18 protein-coding genes and 2 pseudogenes are annotated in these 19351 nt (G+C 39.7%); 14 read left to right on the top strand and 6 right to left on the bottom strand.

Annotation, left to right across the window (positions count from 1 at the left end; genetic code table 11):
• Positions 1-642: 642 nt before the first annotated feature.
• Together ACFIJS_RS06990 and purE are read right to left on the bottom strand one after the other, a co-directional pair.
• Positions 643-1764 (bottom strand): 5-(carboxyamino)imidazole ribonucleotide synthase, encoded by a 1122-nt coding sequence (locus tag ACFIJS_RS06990; protein ID WP_375650851.1) that lies wholly within the window; start codon positions 1762-1764, stop codon positions 643-645.
• A 1-nt stretch (position 1765) separates the two neighbouring features.
• The gene (gene purE / locus ACFIJS_RS06985) at positions 1766-2263 is read right to left on the bottom strand and encodes a 5-(carboxyamino)imidazole ribonucleotide mutase (protein ID WP_375650850.1); all 498 of its coding nucleotides are present in this window, start codon (positions 2261-2263) and stop codon (positions 1766-1768) included.
• A 730-nt stretch (positions 2264-2993) separates the two neighbouring features.
• Here purE and ACFIJS_RS06980 point away from each other — a divergent pair.
• From ACFIJS_RS06980 to ACFIJS_RS06965, 4 genes are all read left to right on the top strand, one after another.
• Positions 2994-3146, top strand: coding sequence for a DUF5993 family protein (locus ACFIJS_RS06980; protein ID WP_375622466.1), 153 nt, complete (start codon positions 2994-2996; stop codon positions 3144-3146).
• A 10-nt stretch (positions 3147-3156) separates the two neighbouring features.
• Positions 3157-3735 (top strand): disulfide bond formation protein B, encoded by a 579-nt coding sequence (locus tag ACFIJS_RS06975; protein WP_375650848.1) that lies wholly within the window; start codon positions 3157-3159, stop codon positions 3733-3735.
• Between the two features lie 715 nt (positions 3736-4450).
• The gene (locus ACFIJS_RS06970) at positions 4451-4654 is read left to right on the top strand and encodes a hypothetical protein (RefSeq protein WP_375650847.1); all 204 of its coding nucleotides are present in this window, start codon (positions 4451-4453) and stop codon (positions 4652-4654) included.
• Positions 4655-5110: 456 nt separating this feature from the next.
• On the top strand, positions 5111-5245 hold the full coding sequence (locus ACFIJS_RS06965) for a hypothetical protein (protein WP_375650846.1): 135 nt from the start codon (positions 5111-5113) through the stop codon (positions 5243-5245).
• A gap of 582 nt (positions 5246-5827) precedes the next feature.
• On the opposite strand, the gene ACFIJS_RS06960 is transcribed toward ACFIJS_RS06965, so the two are convergent.
• From ACFIJS_RS06960 to ACFIJS_RS06950, 3 genes are all read right to left on the bottom strand, one after another.
• The gene (locus tag ACFIJS_RS06960; RefSeq protein WP_375650844.1) at positions 5828-6193 is read right to left on the bottom strand and encodes a helix-turn-helix domain-containing protein; all 366 of its coding nucleotides are present in this window, start codon (positions 6191-6193) and stop codon (positions 5828-5830) included.
• Positions 6194-6572: 379 nt separating this feature from the next.
• Positions 6573-6944, bottom strand: coding sequence for a helix-turn-helix domain-containing protein (locus ACFIJS_RS06955; RefSeq protein ID WP_375650843.1), 372 nt, complete (start codon positions 6942-6944; stop codon positions 6573-6575).
• A 336-nt stretch (positions 6945-7280) separates the two neighbouring features.
• Complete coding sequence (locus tag ACFIJS_RS06950; RefSeq protein ID WP_375650841.1) at positions 7281-7652, bottom strand: helix-turn-helix domain-containing protein; 372 nt, start codon at positions 7650-7652, stop codon at positions 7281-7283.
• A gap of 1181 nt (positions 7653-8833) precedes the next feature.
• Here ACFIJS_RS06950 and infA point away from each other — a divergent pair.
• The 5 genes from infA to ACFIJS_RS06925 all read left to right on the top strand — a co-directional run bounded on the left by infA (position 8834) and on the right by ACFIJS_RS06925 (position 11804).
• Positions 8834-9052, top strand: coding sequence for a translation initiation factor IF-1 (gene infA, locus ACFIJS_RS06945; RefSeq protein ID WP_004857577.1), 219 nt, complete (start codon positions 8834-8836; stop codon positions 9050-9052).
• Between the two features lie 219 nt (positions 9053-9271).
• On the top strand, positions 9272-9985 hold the full coding sequence (locus ACFIJS_RS06940; RefSeq protein ID WP_375650855.1) for a Maf family nucleotide pyrophosphatase: 714 nt from the start codon (positions 9272-9274) through the stop codon (positions 9983-9985).
• Positions 9986-10083: 98 nt separating this feature from the next.
• Positions 10084-10290, top strand: a complete 207-nt coding sequence (gene yacG, locus ACFIJS_RS06935; protein ID WP_375622490.1) for a DNA gyrase inhibitor YacG — start codon at positions 10084-10086, stop codon at positions 10288-10290.
• A 147-nt stretch (positions 10291-10437) separates the two neighbouring features.
• Complete coding sequence (locus ACFIJS_RS06930) at positions 10438-10629, top strand: TylF/MycF/NovP-related O-methyltransferase (protein WP_375650854.1); 192 nt, start codon at positions 10438-10440, stop codon at positions 10627-10629.
• Positions 10630-11318: 689 nt separating this feature from the next.
• Positions 11319-11804, top strand: coding sequence for a hypothetical protein (locus tag ACFIJS_RS06925; protein ID WP_375650839.1), 486 nt, complete (start codon positions 11319-11321; stop codon positions 11802-11804).
• Between the two features lie 434 nt (positions 11805-12238).
• On the opposite strand, the pseudogene ACFIJS_RS06920 reads toward ACFIJS_RS06925, so the two are convergent.
• Positions 12239-12609 (bottom strand): annotated as a pseudogene (locus tag ACFIJS_RS06920) (helix-turn-helix domain-containing protein).
• A gap of 765 nt (positions 12610-13374) precedes the next feature.
• Between ACFIJS_RS06920 and ACFIJS_RS06915 the strand changes: the two are divergent.
• The 5 genes and pseudogenes from ACFIJS_RS06915 to clpB all read left to right on the top strand — a co-directional run bounded on the left by ACFIJS_RS06915 (position 13375) and on the right by clpB (position 18915).
• Complete coding sequence (locus ACFIJS_RS06915; protein ID WP_375622477.1) at positions 13375-13626, top strand: AbrB/MazE/SpoVT family DNA-binding domain-containing protein; 252 nt, start codon at positions 13375-13377, stop codon at positions 13624-13626.
• Positions 13623-14021, top strand: a complete 399-nt coding sequence (locus ACFIJS_RS06910; RefSeq protein ID WP_375622478.1) for a type II toxin-antitoxin system VapC family toxin — start codon at positions 13623-13625, stop codon at positions 14019-14021. Before ACFIJS_RS06915 ends, ACFIJS_RS06910 begins: the two co-directional genes overlap by 4 nt.
• A gap of 480 nt (positions 14022-14501) precedes the next feature.
• Positions 14502-15732, top strand: a pseudogene (locus ACFIJS_RS06905) (MFS transporter).
• 261 nt (positions 15733-15993) lie between these two features.
• On the top strand, positions 15994-16116 hold the full coding sequence (locus ACFIJS_RS06900; RefSeq protein WP_375650838.1) for a hypothetical protein: 123 nt from the start codon (positions 15994-15996) through the stop codon (positions 16114-16116).
• 219 nt (positions 16117-16335) lie between these two features.
• The gene (gene clpB / locus ACFIJS_RS06895) at positions 16336-18915 is read left to right on the top strand and encodes an ATP-dependent chaperone ClpB (protein ID WP_375650837.1); all 2580 of its coding nucleotides are present in this window, start codon (positions 16336-16338) and stop codon (positions 18913-18915) included.
• Positions 18916-19351: the final 436 nt, after the last annotated feature.

Here is a 19351-nt window from a genome sequence, read left to right as displayed (position 1 = left end):
TGAGAGAATCTTACGATATTCGGGACTCTCACTCAACATACAAAACAGTGAATTATCATTATAAATCAATATGTTGTCATGATAAAACAAAACTATGCTTTTGTGAAAAAATAAACATAAGAAGAGAGGCTAGAGGCAATAAAAGCGCAACGTGGATTGTATCTATGGGGGCAATAGATCGGTCTATTTCTAAAGATTGGGATTAAAAGGGAAATGAAGTGGCTGCCTCTCTCATGGGAGAATAATGATGTTGTAGAAGGTGGAGGTGAGGTGAAGTTTGGTGGGGTGGTGGATTGTTTTTAGTCGTGGAGGGATGTTTTTGAGAAAAGGAGGGGAAAAGAGCTTTGGGGTGGGGAAAGAGGATTGAAGGGGGTGGGGAGCGCTTGTTGCGCCGCATGGATGGTCAATCGGTGGGGGCTGAAGATTTGTTTTTGAGGGGAGATTAGATGTGAAGCCGTTTGGGGGGGAAGAGGTGATGTTTTTAAAAGAGCAGAGTTTGTAGGAGGGTGTGAAGCCCTGTCAGGGGCGCGCTAAAAGGTTAGGGGCGCTTTGAGTCACTGGATATCGGTGTGAGGGGAGAGGTTGTTTTTTCTGTCTTCACTTGGGTGAAAAAGCGTTTTTATATGTGGGCGTTAAGGTTTGCTAGCGTGGTCCCATTAATTGGATGACATGCCCCATTTTGCGGTGAGGGTGAGCAGTGCTTTTGCCATATAAATGGATCGAGGTGCGCTCTTGCGTGAGAAAATATTTTAACGTGCTCAAATTGTTACCAAGAAGATTTGTCATTTGGCAATCGCTATGGCGATAGGAACTGCCTAAGGAAAGTCCGCAAATAGCACGGATATGCTGTTCAAATTGTGAAGTTATGCATGCTTTTTGTGTCCAATGACCAGAATTATGGACACGCGGCGCTAATTCATTTACTAAAAGATGACCATCCGTTAAGACAAAAAACTCAACACAAAGAACACCAACATAATCGAGGGCATCCATTACTGTTAGGCTGATTTCTTGGGCTGCTTTTTGCACGTCAAGTGGAATATGTGATGGAACAAAGGATTTATAAAGAATCCCGTTTTTGTGTTGGTTTTCAGGGCAATCATAAAAAATATGTTCCCCTTGTTTTGTGCGAGCCGAGAGAACCGAAATTTCCGATAAAAAAGGAATTATTTCTTCCAAAATACAAGGTTGCTCCTGAAAAGTTTTTAAGGCTTCGTCAAGGGTTTGTTCATTGGGGCGATCAAGCTTGATCTGGTTTTTTCCATCATAACCAAAACGACGCGTTTTTAAAAGACCACGTCCGTCTAAGGCATCGAGCGCAGAAAGAAGAGAAGAAGAATCGTCAACAGCATACCATGAGGCGGTGCCAATCCCTTGATCACGTAAAAACTGCTTCTCAAAAAGTCGATCTTGCGTGATCCCTAATGCTTTGGAAGAAGGATAAACAGGCTTACTCTTCTCTATATATTGAATCGTTTGAAGCGAAAGATTTTCAAATTCATAGCTGACAACATCACACTGAGAAATAAAATGATCTAAAGCTGATGTATCATCATAGGAGGAAACAATATGGCTGTTTGCTGTTTGAGCGGCTGGGCAATCGGCCTCAGGGCAAAAAATAATTGTTCGAAATCCTAATTCTGCGGCCGCTATGGCGAGCATCCGTGCTAACTGTCCACCGCCCATTAAACCAATGACGCTGCCTGGAGGTAACATATTAGGTGAGGGGATGTTGGAGGAGGGAGGGGTGGAAAACGGTGCCATTTTAAACCTCCGTTACAGGCGTTTGGGCGACATTGGCTGTTTGTTGTTGACGCCAATCTTGTAAACGTTGAGCGAGATCATGATCATAAATGGCCATAACGGCTGCGGCTAAAAGTGCTGCATTAATTGCGCCTGCTTTGCCAATTGCTAATGTGCCAACGGGTATCCCTGCTGGCATTTGCACAATTGAAAGCAAAGAATCTTGACCAGAAAGAGAATGAGAATGCACTGGAACGCCAAAAACAGGAAGAGGAGTAAGGGCTGCTAGCATACCAGGAAGGTGCGCTGCACCCCCTGCACCGGCAATTAAAACTTTAAACCCTGCTTCTTTTGCTTCTTTTGCAAATTGATAAAGGCGTTCAGGGGTTCGATGTGCTGAGACAATATGCGAACTATGAGAAATACCAAGATTCGTCAAGATATCTGCACTATGGCACATCGTTTGCCAATCCGATTGGCTCCCCATTAAAATCGCGACATCACATGATTTTTTCATCATTTACCATCCTTTTCACAGGTTCAATGCGATTCTTTATCATTATTTTTTAAAGTTTTATATTCTCTTTGCAAAGCCAATTGATGATAGAGAAACAGTTATTTTTCAAATAAGATGGAAAGCTAAAAATTTAAAGAGGGATCTCGAAAGATGAAAAACTAAAGTATTGGAGGTTATGAAGCACTTTTTTTGAGGGGGAATGAAGGAGTGATGTTGGACCATAAGGCTGTTGAGCTGCGGGATTGTTGTTTATTTAAGATAAGAGGAAAAATACATTGGGGGAAAGCCATTGATTGTAAGTTTTTTTAAATGTTTCATTTTTTATTTGCTAAAATAAACACGATCACCTATTATACGAAATCTGTTTCAATTTGAAATACTGCTTATGAGAAAAAGAGATGGATATTTCTCGATTTCAAAGGCTATTCATTTTGCTGTTCAAATAATTCTTTTATGAGTGGGGGGAATATGCTCTTTATAATCGTTGATATATCTTTAATAATGGCTGATATAAAGGGAAGCGAATAATCAACGCTTTTGTGCTTTTGTTGAGATGTGTTTTTTAGCGATTATATGGTTCTGCGTTTTTTCACTTACAATATAATGACAAGAAAAGGGGATGACGAATTGTGCATAATAAATCCATGGTCTCTTTTTTGCCTAATTTTATAATATGGTGAACGCTGAAGTAAATTAAAAGTTAAACACTGGATGTAAAGGAGATTTAAAAGCCATGTTTTTTCCATTTTTAATCGCTTTAGGTACTGCAATAACGACTATGTATGGCAAAAAAAATATAAGTTATGTTTTGTGGGCAATTTTATTCGTTGTCATTCTTCTCACTTTTAATCATCACGCAACTTCTACTTTAAATTTATCTTTTTAAGAGAATAGCCATGGAACATGTTGAAAAAAATCCTCACTTCATCATATTTATGAATACGCTAGGACTCATTGGATTATCCATTGTCTTGGTGGTGGCTTTTTATTATCAATTGGTAAAGTTTGAGTTACCTTGTCCCCTTTGTTTGCTGCAGCGCGTTGGATTGATTCTGGCAGGGTGTGGGTTCTTGCTCAATATTCACCATAAGGTGAAAAATACCCATTATGGTATGGTTATTATCGGTTGTATGGTAACGAGTGCCGTTGCAGCACGGCAAGTATTTTTGCATATCACACCCGATGATTTGGGATATGGTTCAACATTCTTTGGATTGCATTTTTATACTTGGGCTTTCATTATTTCTGTTCTTTGTATCTTTGCTGTTTCATTTGTCATGATTTTAGGCGAATTGGCACATAAGTTCAAAGAATTTTCTCCTTTTCCATTCTTGAGTAAAACGGCAAGTTTCTTATTTGTGTTTTTGATTGCGGCAAATTTGGTTTCTACCATACTGGAATGTGGTGGTGGACAATGTGCCGATGATCCTGTAAGGTATGAATTGTTATCAAATTGGTTCCCTTCTCAGTCTTGAAATTTTTTAATAATCCCTCATCATAATTTTTATTGTTAAAGAGGCGGAAGTATTTAACCGCTTCTTTTTTATTTATTGGGAAGACGTTTCAGTAAGATTTTTGATAATTTGATCTTTTATGCTGACGCTGGCTTTTATGAGCGCTTGCGATTGATATTTTTTAAGCGAAGACTTGCTCTGTCAACCTTTTATACTGTCTTTTGAGGGAGATGAAGGGATTGGTTGGAGGCGTTTGTAGAGCAGCTCCAGATTGTTGAGTTGCGTGGGCTAAGAAGCCTCCTTTTTTAAGGCGCATTAACGATAAAAAATTTTTATTCTTGATTTTTTTTAACGTTGTACTAAATAAGTTTTTGTATTCATTTTGAAGCTTCTAAAGCATCTTGGTGCTTCTAAAGTATCTTTACTGTTTCTAGAGGGATTAATTTAAAATTTCGAAAATTATCTGAATAATTTTCTGCAGAGGTTTGTTTATTAAAGGCAAACCTTTTTTTTTTATCTAATTTTTAGATGTTTTCTTTCAGTGTGAAGCCTTTTTTAGAAAAAGGTAAAGCGTCTTGATGATGACTCTCTTCTTTGTTAATATATTGATTTATGGTGGTAAATTATCATTTTCAACGTGAAGCACAACGCTGAATATAATAAATTTTCTCATCACCAGTTCTCTTATATTGAATCAATTAAAATTACTTTCTTGTCCATCATAAGTGGGTGGGCCATGTGGATAAAAACTGTACAAGAAAGGCATGCCTTTAATGAATCGTCTTTCGAACCAAAGGCTTTCCGCAACATGGGGGGCTGGCGGGGTTTTTGTGATGGTGCTGTCGTGTTCTTCCATAAGCGTAAAGATAGAGGGCTGAATGGATTTTATATACTTCATGGGGGCTTTACCATTTCTTCACGGATAGCGTTCGCGAAATAGGTGTGACGAGCGTTGAAAGATCTGTCTTTAAAACAAGCGTGTGAATAGGCAACGCAAGTATATTCCTTTTGGCGCGTTTTGTATTACAAAAAAATATTGACTTATAAGGATAAGTGATCGTTGCGGATGTTGAATGAGAAAAACGAAAAGGTTTTCTCGTTTCAAATTTTCTTATAGTCAATCAAGTTACAAGAAAGCATTGGATGTAAATAAAAATTCTTTTAAAAGTCGTAAAATGCTTCTTATGAACCCTTTTGATAGCTAGAATTTGTTGAAAAGTTTATGCTGGTCAATACAATAATAGGGCGATTTATATCTATGATTTAAGTGAAATAGGGGGATTTAAATGAAAAGGGAGGCAAGATTTTAAAGACAGTTGTTGAAAAAGTTATTGTGGAATGCATTTTTACAGATTTTCTACTTTCTGTAAAGACGTAAAAGCGTAAAAACTGGAATGTGCAAAAAAAGGAAGCTGGGACTTTATGCGTGGTGTATGATTTTATCGTGGCATGGAATGTGGAGAGAAGATTGGGACGTGAAGATGAAGAGTCTATGGAGGGAGGGAGAAGTTGGGATGAAGAGGGGTGTTAAGCACGTTGATTGGAGAAGAGTGTGTGGGGAATATTTTAGGCTGGACTTATCTTTCTTGTCCGATAAAACAGCATTCTTTGTGGTGTCGTGATCTGAGATCAGCAGGGAAATTCGTTAGAGTAAGAAGCTGTATTGTTGACAGACTTGTGTTTACAAAGCGGTGCAAGGGGAATTTGAAAATCTCATTTGGCTTTATTCTGTAATGACGTAAAAGCGTAAAAACGTATATTCGTGAAAAAGGAGTAGAGGATTTGTGCATTGTGTATGCTTTTGTCATGGCATGGAATGTGGTGAGATAAATGGGGAAAACAGTCTCTGTGAATGGAGGGGGAAGTTGGGATGAAGCCGAGAGAAATTGACGAGAGTAGAGAGTGTGGGGAATGGAGGGGGAAAGTTTCGTTTTTGAAGAGCGATTGACCGGCGCTTTCAGTGATCTTACTTTAGGGTGGTGAAGGGGCAAGAATATTTTAGAATAGGACGTATTTGTCGTGTCTGATGAAACGGCGTGATTTAGAGGGGGGATCTGAAGTTTCTAGGGGGTGTTGGATATATTGGCAAATAATGTTGATGGTGCGCTTTTGCTTAATCAGAAATCAGCCACAAGATTGCTTTTTGTTTTTTCGGCTGGAGCTCTCTAAAGTTTTTTAAAAGGGTGTGTTCTTTTTCGCTGTATGTTTCTTGATCATAGTGTGCGGCATGTGTTGAAAGATTTTCTTTTGTGCCAATGTCTGCATAAAAAAAGCTCATGGGAACTTCTAGTTTTTGAGCGATTTCCAGCAAACACCCTGCGCTTACACGATTTAAACCTTTTTCGTATTTCTGGATTTGTTGAAAACTGACGCCTAAATAGTTTCCTAATGCTTTTTGAGAAAGCCCTATAGCAATTCTTCTTTGACGAATTCTTTTCCCTATCAAAATATCGATAAAATTTGGATTTTTGGTTTGCACTTCAAGCCCCCCTCCGGTTGCGAGCGCCCTCGCATTAGTATTCCGGGAGTTAAAGGTACTGAATCCGAGTCAGCTTTTTGCTTTTAGTGCTTAAAGCACCTGGACATAGCAAAATCTCCCGGAATCCCGGGAACCCCACAAGAGTGGGTTCATTTTTACGCTCGGATTTAGGACCTTTAATCCCTCTTGATCGGTGCGTAGACGATCAAAATTACAGTATTCCTTCATAAGGCAATTTCAGGAGATTGGCAAGAAAAATCAAAAACTTTCTATTCTATTATGCCGTAAAACACTGCTCTTTGAGAGGTGTGGTGTGTTGGTTTGAATTTGACTTAAAGGGGGTATATGAATGGAATAATGTCAATTGTTGCGCTTTTGCTTAATCAGAAATCAGCCACAAGATTGCTTTTTGTTTTTTCGCTTTGAGTTCTCTAAAGTTTTTCAAAAGGGCGTGTTCTTTTTCGCTGTATGTTTCTTGATCGCGGTGTGAGAGAGTTTCTTTTGTTAGGGTATCTTCTTTTGTAGCAATGTCTGCATAAAAAAAGTTTACGGGGACATCGAGTATGTTGGCGATTTTGAGTAAACATCCTGCGCTTACACGATTTAAACCTTTTTCGTATTTCTGGATTTGTTGAAAACTGACGCCTAAATAGTTTCCTAATGCTTTTTGAGAAAGCCCTATAGCAATTCTTCTTTGACGAATTCTTTTCCCTATCAAAATATCGATAAAATTTGGATTTTTGGTTTGCACTTCAAGCCCCCCTCCGGTTGCGAGCGCCCTCGCATTAGTATTCCGGGAGTTAAAGGTACTGAATCCGAGTCAGCTTTTTGCTTTTAGTGCTTAAAGCACCTGGACATAGCAAAATCTCCCGGAATCCCGGGAACCCCACAAGAGTGGGTTCATTTTTACGCTCGGATTTAGGGCTTGTTTTCCCTCTTGATCGTTGCGTAGACGACCAAAATTACACTTTAAGTGATAAAGTAATTTCAGGAGATTGGCAAGAGAAATCAAAATAATCTCTAAGACTATAAGATTGGGTACTTTTTAAAAAAGTGCGAAATATGGATTATAAATCGCGTTTTTTGCTTAATCAGAAATTAACCAGAAGATTGCTTTTTGTTTTTTTGGCTGGAGTTCTCTAAAGTTTTTTAAAAGGGCGTGTTCTTTTTCGCTGTATGTTTCTTGATCGCGGTGTGAGAGAGTTTCTTTTGTTAGGGTATCTTCTTTTGTAGCAATGTCTGTGTAAAAAAAGCTCATGGGAACTTGTAGTTTTTGGGCGATTTTGAGTAAACATCCTGCGCTTACACGATTGAAGCCTTTTTCATATTTTTGGATTTGTTGGAAACTGACACCCAGATGGCTTCCTAATTCTTTTTGGGAAAGCCCTATTGAAATGCGTCTATGACGGATTCTTTTGCCTATCAAAATGTTGATAAAATGTGGATTTTTAGTTGGCACTTCAAGCCCCCCTCCGGTTGCGAGCGCCCTCGCATTGGTATTCCGGGAGGTTGAAAATACTGAACCTAAATCAGCTTTTTGCTTTTAGTGCACAGATGCACTTGGACATAGCAAAAACTCCCGGAATCCCGGGAAACCCACAAAAGTGGGATAAATTTATGTTTAGGTTTCGGGTCTTCAACTCCCTATTTGATCGTTGCGTGGACGATCAAAATCACAGGACTATCAATAAAGTAGTTTCAGAAGCTTGGCAAGAAAAATCAATATGTCATAAAACGCCGTGATTTGGAGGGATGGTGATATCAGGTATATCAATTTATCACGATGTAGAGTGTGTGGTGAATATTTTAGACTGGATTTCTTTGTCTTGTCTGATGAAATAGTCTCGTTTGAGGGGGGATGATCTGAAGTGCGTGGGAGGGGGAGATGGGCTAGGCAAGAAGCTGGGTTGTAGAGCCTTGTTTACAGAATAGCGCGGGTGGGGTGGAAGTTTCATTTGGCTGCTTTCTGTAATGACGTAAAAGCGCGAAAACGGAAATGTGCAAAAAAGGAAAGGCTTTATGTTGTTAGGGGCGTTGTGGTTAATGATACGGAAGGTATAGGGATCGTGTTCTCAAAAGTGGGGAGAGCAACATAAAGAGGGTGCCTTAGATGAAGTGTGTGGAGGAAAAATGAGTCAGGCTGGAAGGGAAATGCATAGAAAGTGGAGAGAGGTTGTAGAGCATATCGTGGATGGATGTGGGAAGAATGAAGGATGTTTTTGAAAAAAGGAGGGGGCTTCTGGATGGGGGAGAGGTGTTTGCCTTTATCTAAATGGCGCATGTTTAGGGTGTGGAAGGTGAGGAAAAGTTGGAGGGATGATGATTGTTTGTAAGTCGTGGAGGATAGTCAGAGGCGTTGGGAAAATGCTTGAGGGAGAGAAAATTTAGCGTAATTTCTCGTCACTCTGAAACCAATATAATCATAAAAATTGGAGAAAATGGGCAGGTAAAATTGGTGGAGAGAAAGTTTTGAGTCTCAATGTGTGTGTGGTGATGTTTTTTGAGAACATGAGAGACTAAACTTGAAAAACCTTTCCCTTTTTGTTGAATTTTTATTCACAAACTTAAGAAAATAGGATATGAACGCTGGAATAACGCACAGCTTAACAAAAATGTGCACTGTAAAGGAAATGTTTGTTTATGTCAAAAGAAGAAGTTTTAGAATTTTCTGGTATCGTTACTGAACTCTTACCTAACGCAATGTTTCGCGTGAAATTGGAAAATGATCATGAAATTATTGCGCATACTGCTGGTAGAATGCGGAAAAATCGTATTCGAGTGTTGGCAGGTGATAAAATCATGGTGGAAATGACACCTTATGATTTGACAAAAGGGCGCATTACATATCGCTATAAGTAGCCTAATGGGTGGCTTGCGCTTCTTTCTAAAAGCCATCATATTATTTCTATTATTTTTCAGCAGTTTTTTAGCTTGCTTTTCATGAGTGAAAAAAGGTGAGTGTTTGAATGCCCTTGAAAAACTGTAAATTAATGCGGAAAAAGGATAAGGAGACCAATAGCGCTTAAAATGGGGCACTTAAAAGGGGGCGAGAGGGAAGTCGATTGTGAAGGGGTGGAAATGAAAAATATAAGAGAGTGGGGGAAAAAACGTTTGGCAGATACTCTTACAGAAGAAATTCATTTGGTGCTTGCTTCTGCTTCGCCAAGGCGTTTAGCGCTCTTAGCACAAATAGGGATTGATCCTCAGCAAGTTTGTGCAAGCGATATTGATGAAACGCCAAAATTAAAAGAACATCCTGCAAATCTTGCCAAACGTTTGGCAAAAGAAAAAGCGCTGAAAGCCCAAGAAATTTTGCGCTGGTACAATCAGAATGGTCAAGAAGAGTTGCAGAATGGTCAAGAAGAATTATCTGAACAGAAAATGATTATCTTGGCCGCTGATACGGTGGTGGCTGTGGGGCGTACCATTCTTCCCTCACCAGAGGGTGAAGATGAGGCTTATGAATGTTTACGATACCTTTCAGGACGGGCGCATAAGGTCTATGGCGCCGTTTGTGCGCTCAATGAACGTGGAAAAATAACCGTAAAATTGGTTGAAAGTCGTGTTCGTTTTAGACGCTTAACCTCTTCCGTGATGAAGGCTTACCTTGCTTCTGGTGAATGGCAAGGGAAAGCTGGTGGCTACGCTATCCAAGGAAAAGCAGGGGCTTTTGTTGTCTATATTACGGGTTCTTATTCCAATGTTGTGGGATTGCCTTTGGCTGAAACAGTTGATCTTTTGACCGCTTATCACTATCCAGTTTTTACTCACTGGGCTGAAGAAACGCATTAGAAAAACTTTAAGGCAAGATCAATGCAAGGTGAAAAGCAACAAAAAGAGAAAAGCAAAAATAAAAAAAAGGAACAGAAGAAAAATTAATGAAGGAGCAGATGACAAAGGTGCGCCAAGAAAAAAAAGAGCTAAATTTGCAAAAAGAGACTCGTCCTCCGCATCCTTGTCCGATTTGTGGTCAAATGTCACAACAAAATGCTTATCCTTTTTGTTCCACAAGATGCCGAGCCATTGATCTTAATCGTTGGCTTTCAGGCGCTTATATTTTACCACCCCCGCCGCAGAAAAGTGATGAAGAAGAATAAAGGGGCATTCCTCTTGAGAAGAGAGGCTCAGAGCGTTTTTTGTGTTGGAGCTGAGGGGAAGGCGCGCGGGATTATCGTAATTGGATTCAAGGGCTGGATTAACGGCTTGATTATTGTCATCATTCGCAGAGACGCAGATTAAGTTCAATCAATGATGGAACTTTTAATACATATCTAAGACGTATCACCAATGGTTTTGTTATCATTGATAATTATAAATTGCTTTTTTGCAGGAAGGCTGTCGATGCCTTTAGGGTGCAGGCAAGAATTGATCATCCAATCAGTATGGCTAACAAAAAAGAAGGAGGCGTGTTTTGGTGCAAAGAGACGGGGCAATAAAATCGCTTGTTGGTGCCTTTGCGGGGTAATGGCATGGTGTTATTTGGGGCTGGATTGGTTATATCATGATTTTGACCGTGTATCTGCGTTCACCTAGAAAGCTGATCAATATGATGTCGCGGCAACATTATGACCTAGTGTCGTTCTGTCTAAGCCAATTGGAATGTTGGTAAGTCATCATTATATGATAGATTGGTTGCGGGCATCGTTGTTGTTACAAGCCGGCTTATGTACTGTCGTTTTATTGATGGCGGCGAGTCTGCAAGGATTTATTATACTGGCAGTTATTCGAGCGACTTTCAATAGTCTAGCCATTTCAGCAATTTCCGTTTTCAGTGCAAATTCTGTGCCTGAAAAAGAACGTACTCATTGCTATTGTGTGCTTAACATGATCAATAGCATGGCGAAGATGAAAGGACCTGCTTTGGGGAGTACGCTCTCTGCGTGTTGTTATCAGATACATAGACTTTATTGTTTTCTGGATTTCTGCCATTGCTAGGCTGTATGGTGTTTTGTTGTCTTTGTGCACAACCTGTTTTTGTCACTCATGATAAAAACAGAGAACACCATGAAATTACAGCATAGGTTTTTGGGACAACTTGGTATGCCTATGTGGCGGTGATGTTTGTGTATTTTGCCATGATCTTTAGGTGAATAATCAGTTGCCTGTCATCTTTAATGCATTGAAAATGAATAAACAGGCTCTTTTGATGTTGGTATCCGTTTCGGCGATTGGTAATTTTATATGGGTTTTGGAGTGTGCAACAATCAAAGCATCAACCCCTTATGGGCAAAATATCGGAGTTGTTAATGCTTGCAATGTCAACAATGGTTTGTTTTGTACTGATTTCAGTGTGCTTTTTTACTTTGATTTACTCCGTATTGAGATTTTGTTTTTCTGTTCTTTTTTTATTGGAATGGTGAGTGCCTACTTTTCCATATCTTCTAACGTTTATCTGGTCACCAATTTCAATGAACAGATTGGGGTGGCTTCTGGATGGGTGCAGTCTATACAAAATTTAGCTATGTTGTTGGCTCCCTTTGTTGGAGCGTTTGTTTTAGGTCACACTTCGGCTGGGCCGTTGTTCCTTTTTTCTGGTTTGTGTGGATTATTCTGTTTGTTGGGGATCAGGATATTGGTGAACCGTTCTTTGTCAATTGTTCGTTCTGAATGATTGGCTCATCAACAAAACATGTGTTTTAATTCATTTTTCTGAGATTCAGGAGGGGTGTGGGAATTCCCCAACATAGGGCAGCTTTTTCAACGTTATAAGTTTAATCTTTGATTTTTACTTAACCGCTCATATGTTTGTTTTTTCGGGTGTTTGTCTCCTTGATACTGTTCTACCGTCTCGTAAACTCAATCGGTGGCATGGTTTTGAGCAACAATTTCATTTTTGTTCGACTCCACTTTGCCACGAATAGTCAAGTTTTAACCCCCCGCTGCTGATCTTCAATTAGCTTGACTTAAAGCGATAACGGAAACAGAAAACGAGCTATAGTGTGAATTATCCTATATGCCGTCAAACCTCACTCTTTGAGGGGGGTGGTGATATCAGGTATGGGAAACTTTAGGCAGGGGGGGATATATTGATGGGTGCGCTTTTGCTTAATTAGAAATCAGCCACAAGATTGCTTTTTGTTTTTTAGATTTGAGTTCTCTAAAGTTTTTCAAAAGGGCGTGTTCTTTTTCGCTGTATGTTTCTTGATTATGGTGTAAGAGAGTTTCTTTTGTAGGAATATTTTCTTTTGTAGCAAGGTCTGCGTAAAAAAAGCTTATAGGGACATCCAGTTTTTGGGCGATTTTGAGTAAACATCCTGCGCTTACACGATTGAAACCTTTTTCATATTTTTGGATTTGTTGGAAACTGACGCCTAAATGGCTTCCTAATTCTTTTTGAGAAAGCCCCATTGCAATGCGTCTGTGACGGATTCTTTTGCCTAGCAAAATGTTGAAAAATGTGGATTTTTGGTTTGCACTTCAAGCCCCCCTCCGGTTGCGAGCGCCCTCGCATTGGTATTCCGGGAGTCTAAAAGTACTGACTTGACTCAGCTTTTTGCTTTTAGTGTTAACGCACCTGGACATAGCAAAATCTCCCGGAATTCTGGGATATCCGCAAAGCGGGTTCATTTTTACGCTAGGGTTTAGGGCTTGTCTTCCCTATTGATCGCTGCGTAGACGATCAAACTTACAGTATTTATTCATAAGGCAATTTCAGAAAATCGGCAATCCAAATGAAAACATTTGGAAAATGAAAATATTTTTGGATCTCAACAATTATCCTGTTCTGCTGTATTATGCTGTATTATGCTGTAAAAACTACTCTTTAAGGTTTGATATTGGGTATATAGATTGACAATTTGGGTGTTTTTTGTGCACGTGTGTGTGTTGAATATTTTAGGGAGGACTTGTTTGTCGCGTTTTTTAAAACACTGTTCTTTGGGGTGTGATGATATCAGATGGGAAACTTTAGGTGGGGATATTTTGACGACAGATTAGAGTTTCTTTGCTGTTTAAGCAAAAGATGAAGGATGCATAAACGCACTGCTTGCCTCATTTTTTCAATGATGCGTGTTTTTCGGGTATAATCAGGTATATATTCCGGTATGAAAACGAATATATTTTACAATTCCTTACGTTTAGGATTAGCCTTATAGCTCTTTGCCAATTTTAAGAAAGTAATTGAATTTTTCATTATTTTTATATATATTCAATAACGATACCTGTACGAAGAGGATTTTTCTATGGCTTCATTAACTGTTACAGCAAAAGGACAAGTGACGCTGAAGCGGGATTTACTTCAGCACCTTGGTGTTAAACCAGGTGAGCGGATCAACTTTGACAAGTTACCAGGTGGTGAACTTCGTATAAAAGCAGCACAGCCTACAAGCACAATTGAGAGCTTTATCGGACGATTTGCTGGAAAACTAAAAAAACCACTGACCATTGAAGAAATGAACGAAATTGCTGCTTCTGGTTGGGCGGGGAAAAAATGAAGATTTCTGTAGATACAAATGTTCTAGCCCGCGCTGTTTTACAAGATGATAAAAAGCAAGGTGAAATAGCAAGTAAGATCTTAAGAAAAGCTTCTCTCATAGCTATTTCTTTGCCTTGTCTTTGCGAACTTGTTTGGATACTTTGCCGCGGGGCAAAATTATCAAAAGAAGATGTCGCTTTGATGGTCCGTGATCTGCTAGCAACTGGTAAGGTTGTCATGAATCGACCTGCTGTTGAAGCAGGACTTGCTATGCTTGAGGCTGGTGGAGATTTTGCTGATGGAATTATATCTTATGAGGGGCATTGGCTAGGCGGTGAAACCTTTGTTTCATTTGATAAATTAGCAATAGACCTGTTAACCCAAAATGGGCAGTCAGCAAGACTCCTGTCCTAACACGTAAGTTAAGATCGTGATGGTGTCATTGGTATGGGAATGAGTGGGGTATAGGAATGATTGATCTCGCTTTTTTAACCTTATAGCATTTTTCTCTTAAATGACCTATATTTTTTGAAGTTTTTTTAATTTAGTTAAGTCATGCTTTTTTGACATTGTGTTGGTATTCAATGTTTAAATAGCCTCTGTTTTCAAGCTTTCTGTGTTATCTGAGGGCTTCTTTGTTAAACGGCAGTTATTTGATTGTTCGCAATACTAGACAATATCTCAAGATTTTTTTGTTAAGACACTGTTCTATGATAAATTTATCCAATCATACCCTAAAACACTGCTCTTTGGAGTCGATATCAGGTATGGGATACTTTATTAGGTGGGGGGATTTTGAACACTGATTGGGCGTTCCTTTGAAGTTCATATCACCAATTGTATTGAAGGGAGTGTAACTTTAACTGTAGAAAAGTTTAATATCGGGTGGGTGATATGAATTTATTTTTAGAAAAGAGTCCATTAGCTCTTTTTTTCTCTCTTTATTTATAAAGTTGGCGACTATGCTTATGAAGTTGTTTTTATTTTACTTGTCTTAGAATTAACAGATAACTTCTTTTTTTACAGGTCTTGTATATTTTTTCGATTTATCTCTTTTCTCCTTTTTGGACCTATAGGCGGTTGGTTAGCGGATAATTTTCTCTGAAGAAAAATATGATCTTAAGTGAATTGGTGAGACTATTCGCCTCATTATTCGTTCTTATAACCACTATAACAGGGACTGCACATATTATTGTTCTTATTTTTGCGGCAATATATACAACCATAGGAAGAAGTATTTTTCAACCAGGTTTTCAAGCTGCTATTCCCAGAATATTTTCAGCAAGGGGTCTTACAAAGGCAAATAGCATTGCTCAAATTATAGAGGAAACTGCATCCGTTATGGGTCCTTTGGTTTGTTCTCTACTGCTTTTTTTAGCAAAGAAATCGGCAGTACTCATTTTTGATTTTTTTACCTATTTTATATCTATTATCGTGTTATTTAATCTCATGAATTTAAATTCAAATGAGAATAACTCATTCAATTTTATAAAATTTATCGAGAAACGGCTTCCTATCTTAAATATATTTCTACAGAAAATAAACATTTATTTATTACGCTCGTTGGCTCGTCGTTTGCTATTCTCTTTACTGGTGCAATTTTAAGATTTTTAATTCCGGCTTTTGTTCTCTCTATAGGGGAGAGGAACGCTTTGTGAGTTCACTTTTTTCTCTCATGGTTGTTGGAACTATTGTCGGTGGTTTGTTATATAGTAAAATTATATTAAATATTACCTCGTTGAGGCTTATGGTGTTTTGGCTTCTGTATGGGGTTATTCTGTTTGTTATGCTTTTAACTTCAATCCTTTATTTAAAACTAATTTTAAGGCTAGCCTTTGTTTTAGGATTTATCGGTGTATTTGTTGATATTAGTTTAGTTTCAGCTATTCAATTATATTCTCGTCGTGAAGATTTTGGTAAGAGTTTTGGAACTTTTTCAACTTTAGCGAACTCTGCGGAAGCAGTGTTTGGCTTTATTGCTGGACTTTTTGTACTCGTGGGATTGATGAATGCTTTTTTAGCGATGTCTACATTAATTATTTCCACTGGAATGATTGGCGTTGTAAAAATTAAGAAAAATAAAGAGTTAACATCCCTTAACACGACAGTAGATGACGACCATTGATATATTTGATATCTCCCTGCCGTTTCTTTTTTCTAAGACGGTTCGTTAATTATCCTATTATGCCGTAAAACATCGCTCTTTGAAGGGTGTGATCTGAAATGAATGAGTGGTCGGTGGTGGAAACTTGCTAGGCAAGCATTTAAATTATTTACAGACTATTGTTTATGGAGCGGTGCGGGGTGGTAAACCTTTCGTTTGGCTTCATTCTGTAAAGATGTAAAAGCGTGAAAATGTGAATCTGTAAAATGATGCGGAGGATTTGTGGATTTATATGTTGTGCGTGTTTTTTGTCATGTTGGGCTTTTGTCTGGCATGGAATGTGGTGCGAGGATTGGGGGGTGTGGAAGAGACTGTGATGGTGGGGGGATGATGGTGAGGTTATAGGGGAGTTGCAGTTTTTATTTAAAAATGACAGTGCGCCTTTCTCTCCCTCTTGCTATAGAGCTTGTGAGGACCCATATTCTTTTTAGCACTACGGTTCTTCTTTATGCGGCATCATTTGCGGTGTTTGGTGGGGATTGGTTGGTCCTTTGAAGATGTCTCTTTTGTGAAATGTTGGGGGAGTTTAAAGTGCGGTGGTGGTTTGAGATTTAAGGAAAAAAAATGAATTTGGAAAAATATAGCGAACGGTTGCAAGTTTTTTTACAATCAGCACAAAGTGGTGCCCTCTCTTCTGATCATCAGCAGTTTATGCCGGAGCATCTGTTGAAAGTGTTGTTAGACGATTCTCAAGGGTTGGCAGCATCATTGATCCAAAAAGCGGGTGGTGATCTTACTCTCATTCGAAAGGCGCTTAACGAAGCACTTGATGCTTTGCCTAAAGTACAAGGGGGAAATGGACAGCTCTATTTGTCTCAGCCGTTGGCAAAAGTCTTTAACATAGCGGAAGATCTGGCAAAAAAAGCTGGTGATCAGTTTGTGACTGTAGAGCGTGTGTTGCAAGCGCTGCTCATGGAAAAGACCGCAAAAACCGCTGATATTCTCACAAGTGGAGGGTTGACAGCGCAAGCGCTTAATCAGGCTATTAATGATTTGCGGAAGGGGAAAACAGCAACAAGCCCCCATGCCGAAAGCCAATATGATGCTTTGCAAAAATATGCTCGTGATTTGACAAAAGATGCTCGCGAAGGAAAACTTGATCCTGTTATTGGGCGGGAAGAGGAAATCCGCCGCACTATTCAGGTGCTTTCACGGCGTACCAAAAATAATCCTGTGCTGATTGGTGAACCAGGGGTGGGGAAAACAGCTATTGTGGAAGGATTGGCATTGCGCATTGTTAATGGTGATGTGCCTGAAACTTTGCGTGATAAACAGCTTCATGCGCTCGATATGGGAGCGCTTATCGCTGGTGCAAAGTATCGTGGGGAATTCGAAGAGCGCCTTAAAGCGGTGCTGGCAGAGGTACAAGCTGAAAATGGTCAAATTATTCTCTTTATCGATGAATTGCATAATCTCGTTGGTGCTGGAAAATCCGATGGTCCTATGGATGCTTCCAACTTGCTAAAACCTGCTCTCGCACGCGGAGAACTCCATTGTGTGGGGGCTACTACTTTAGATGAATATCGAAAATATGTTGAAAAAGATGCTGCTCTTGCACGCCGCTTCCAGCCTGTCTTTGTGCCTGAACCCTCTTTAGAGGATACTATCTCTATTTTGCGCGGTATTAAAGAAAAATATGAACAACACCACAAAGTGCGCCTCGCAGATAGTGCTTTGATTGCGGCGGCGCGGTTGTCTAACCGTTATATTACGGATCGCTTCTTGCCTGATAAAGCTATTGATCTTATCGATGAAGCGGCTGCGCGGTTGCGGATGCAGGTCGATTCAAAACCTGAAGAACTCGATGCTCTTGATCGGCGTATTTTACAGTTGAAAATTGAACGTGAAGCTTTGAAAACAGACGTCGAGCCAACAGCAAAAGAACGTTTGAAAAATGTGCAGGAGGAACTCAAAACATTGGAACAACAGTCTGCTGAGATGACAACGGCTTGGCAGGCTGAAAAGCAAAAATTAGGACATGCGGCCGATTTGAAAAAACAACTCGAAGAAGCCCGCAATGCTTTGGCTATTGCACAACGTGATGGACAATTCCAGAAAGCTGGTGAGCTCGCTTATAGCGTTATCCCTGAACTCGAAAAACAATTGAGTATCGCTGAAAACGATGATCAACAAAATCATCTCGTTGAAGAAACTGTCACTGCTGAACATGTGGCACGGATTGTTTCACGCTGGACTGGTATTCCTGTTGATCGGATGCTGGAGGCAGAACGAGAGGCGCTGTTGCGGATGGAAGATGAAATTAGCAAACGTGTGATTGGTCAGGGAGAGGCTGTTCAAGCTGTTTCCCGCGCTGTGCGTCGCGCCCGTGCGGGGTTGCAAGATCCCAATCGCCCGCTTGGCTCTTTCATGTTTTTGGGTCCTACCGGTGTAGGAAAAACTGAATTAACCAAAGCTCTTGCGGCTTTTCTTTTCCAAGACTCCAATGCCATGTTGCGCATCGATATGTCTGAATATATGGAAAAGCATGCTGGTGCGCGGCTGATTGGGGCGCCGCCTGGATATGTCGGATATGAAGAAGGTGGGGTGCTGACCGAAGCTGTACGCAGAAGACCTTATCAGGTCATTCTGTTCGACGAAATTGAAAAAGCACATCCTGATATCTTTAATCTCTTGCTACAAGTGCTGGATGAGGGACGTTTGACCGATAGTCAAGGACGTACCGTTGATTTTCGCAATACCTTGTTGATTATGACTTCTAATCTTGGTGCTGAATTTTTAACTGCTTTGTCTGAGGGACAAACAACCGATCAGGCAAAAAATGATGTCATGAATGTCGTCAAAGCGGCTTTTCGCCCTGAATTTTTAAACCGTATTGATGAGATTATTCTCTTTCAAAGATTGCAACGCCACGATATGGAAGCGATCGTTGATATTCAGATAGAACATTTGCAAAATTTGCTTAATGAACGCAAAATAACCTTGCAAATCGAACCAGAGGTAAGAAAATTTCTTGCCGATAAGGGCTATGATCCTCTCTATGGTGCACGTCCGCTTAAACGGATTATCCAAAAAGAAATTCAAGACCCACTGGCGGAAAATATCTTATTTGGAAAAATTCACGATGAAACAACGGTGAAAATTACAAAACAAGGCGATCGGTTGGAATTTTTGCCTGAAGATTAAGTTTGGAGAAATTCACGCTATAAAGGGCGGTGATAATCCTATTATGTGATAAACACCGCTCTTTGAGGCGTGCTGATTTAGAAAATTCACGATGAGACAACGGTGTTTTATTGCAAAGCAAAGGGAGTGGTCGGTGTTTTTGCATGTTAAATGAGCGTTCTCGAATATCGTAGGATACTTTTACTTCTGTTTGTAGTGAAAGCTATTTTCTTGCAATGTTATAAGTGAAGTCACAAGCGGGATTGCTTTATTGCTTTGTGCGTAAAAGCGTTAAAGAGAAATGCTGTTTATCCGCCGTAAAACATCGTTCTTTGAGGGGGCTGATCTGTGGCATGGGGAATTTTAGACGAAGATATTTTGACGATGGATTGGAGTTTTGCTGTTTAAGCAAAAGGTGGAGGATGCGTAAAACGCTTTGCTCTCTCATTTTTTCGGT

Origin of the sequence: Bartonella sp. OT172YNZD (genome assembly GCF_042193725.1) — a bacterium.
GTDB lineage: Bacteria > Pseudomonadota > Alphaproteobacteria > Rhizobiales > Rhizobiaceae > Bartonella > Bartonella grahamii_A.
The sequence above is the reverse complement of the archived record's forward strand: the minus strand, read 5'-3'. Positions and strand labels throughout refer to the sequence as shown.